2 protein-coding genes are annotated in these 2,154 nt (G+C 47.3%); both read left to right on the top strand.

The window, feature by feature from the left end; all coding sequences use genetic code 11:
- Nucleotides 1-197 precede the first annotated feature (197 nt).
- Entirely contained in the window at nt 198-668 is a 471-nt protein-coding gene (locus KDK14_RS17450; protein ID WP_257266465.1) for a SycD/LcrH family type III secretion system chaperone, read from the top strand.
- A 22-nt stretch (nt 669-690) separates the two neighbouring features.
- Nucleotides 691-1,899, top strand: coding sequence for a hypothetical protein (locus KDK14_RS17445; RefSeq protein WP_257266464.1), 1,209 nt, complete (start codon nt 691-693; stop codon nt 1,897-1,899).
- The last annotated feature ends 255 nt before the right edge of the window (nt 1,900-2,154 follow it).

Below are 2,154 nucleotides of genomic sequence, written 5' to 3'. Positions count from 1 at the left end.
ATAGTACCAGCCCAAGTAGCCAGAAATATTCGATTCCATATGGCCAGCTACTTAATGCTCTGAATACATTAGCGGCGTGCTTAACTTGACTCTGCATAAGCAGCAGGCAGAATATTTCAGAGAATTCGTTGGTTTATTTGTTAAGTACTATACCTAAATAGAATAACTTGTTTTTCTAATTCCCGGGGAAGCATTATATGAACGAATCTTTGTTCAGCTCGTCTGATGCCCGTGCAATGGCCATTGTGGGGGATTATATGGCGCGGGGAGGGAATCTTGCTAAAGCCAGTAATATCAGTGAGGAGGCGCTGGAAGGTCTCTATGAACTGGCGTATCTGAAATATAATCATGGCCAGTACGAAAAGTCCGCTCGTTTATTTCAATTTCTCTGTCTCTATGATCAGTGGAATCCCCGATTTTTCACTGGCCTTGGTGCCTGCCAGCAAATGGTAAATCTTTATGGTGAGGCAATTGATACCTATCTCTACGCAACTTCTCTTGATGCCAATGATCCACATCCAATGATTTATGTGGGTGATTGTTATGTCGCCCTGGGGCAGCATCAAAAAGCGAGGCTTGCGTATCAGGCGGCTGTTTTGATGGCCAGGGAATCGGGCATAAGTTGTCCTGAGTTAAGCCGGGTAGAAAAAATGATTAATGAGTTTTGATGGCAGTGAAAGGAGTGCGGTTATGAGTGAGGTATCAGGATCAGGGGATTTTCAGTCCGGACGACTGGAGCCCGAGTCGGCAGATTTTCCGGCAGATCAGCCAGTCAAAGAGGCGGTTGACAAAGTGACTTCCGGTTACGATAAGACTACTTATGTTGTAAAAAATCAGACTGCCGGGGGTGAAGATCTCTCCGCCGTACCCGCGATACCCGTTCCAACACTGCAACCGGCTCTTCCCGGTGCAACGGTTGCTTCATCTGAAGATATCAGTAGACTTTTGGAAAAAGCTCTGGTCATCAGCGACTCTCTGGGGCAAAAGGCGTCGGGAGAAACTGTCGAGCCTTTGCCCGCTAGCTCATCAGAGGCAGTGGCAGAGGATGCACCGGGGCAGCCATCACGGGAGTACTCAACGGTTTCTGCAGCTACACCACTACAGGAGATGACAAAGGGGCAATCTGCACCGCCAGATGCCACGGATACAGCCCAAGTGCCGGGCGTCTATGAAAGCAATATCAGGCAGCTGACAAAGACCATCGAGCAAGCATCCAGTGCAGGATCATCAGCACCTCTACAGGTATTGAGCGTTGTTGCTAATGTGTCCCCATCTGTTGCACATAGCGGCTCATTAGCGGTGCAAAGGGCTATTGATGATATTGTTTCGATCAATCGTAACAGTGGGCAGTCAACTGTCCATGGCGCACAGGGTGTCCAGCAGAACAGTGCAGATATTTATGGAATGCCGGAGCATGTGCGGTTAAGTCTATTGTCCCAGAGGCTGGGCATTGATCTGCTGCCATTAATCAGGACTCACGAAGCGTTTCTTGAGGGCATTCTGGCTACCCAAAGGGGAATACTGCTTGCTATTGAAGCCATGGCCAACGCTGAATTTTTCGAGCGTTTGAAAGAGCGATTACGAGAAGAACAGATCAAAGAAGATCAGGTGAAAGAAGACCAGCACAAAGAAGTGGTGGACAAACTGAAGCAGGCCATCGCTGCACTGAAAGCCGGTGAGCCGAAAGCGGCTGCTGAAGTGCTGAACTCTGCAAGCCTGATTACTACCGCTATTGAACAGATTGTTGATCGCTATATATCCGATGAAACCCCCGATCGTCTCAGGCAGCATTTGCAAGAGCACCTTATTCAGGTTCTCGATAGTGTCACCCGACAGGGCTCGTACCAGGATATGATGAATAAACGTCTGGAGCTTCTGCAATCCGCAAAAAAAGTCTAAGTTGTTGTTCACACATCAGTTTTCCGATCAAAGTAACCATATTGGCTCCTTGCCCACCCCATTCATCCACAGGGGGCGCTACAGCTGTCTTAACAGTCAGATGAAAAATTAAAATGTTTCATCATTGAACTTTTTTCTAAAAATTGCCTATATTGATCCGTTATTGAATTCAGGAATAATCTTATGGACGGTTCTTTATTATCCCAGGGCGATAGAATCGGCCTTACGATCGTTCCAATCAAGGCTAATTTAAAC

It is taken from the genome of Endozoicomonas sp. ONNA2 (assembly GCF_024606365.1).
Classification (GTDB): Bacteria; Pseudomonadota; Gammaproteobacteria; order Pseudomonadales; family Endozoicomonadaceae; genus Endozoicomonas.
This window is presented reverse-complemented; position numbering and strand designations above follow the sequence as displayed.

Coding starts and splice junctions, on each gene's coding strand:
- KDK14_RS17445 (WP_257266464.1), top strand. CDS start 691: ATGAGTGAGGTATCAGGATCAGGGGATTTTCAGTCCGGACGACTGGAG.
- KDK14_RS17450 (WP_257266465.1), top strand. CDS start 198: ATGAACGAATCTTTGTTCAGCTCGTCTGATGCCCGTGCAATGGCCATT.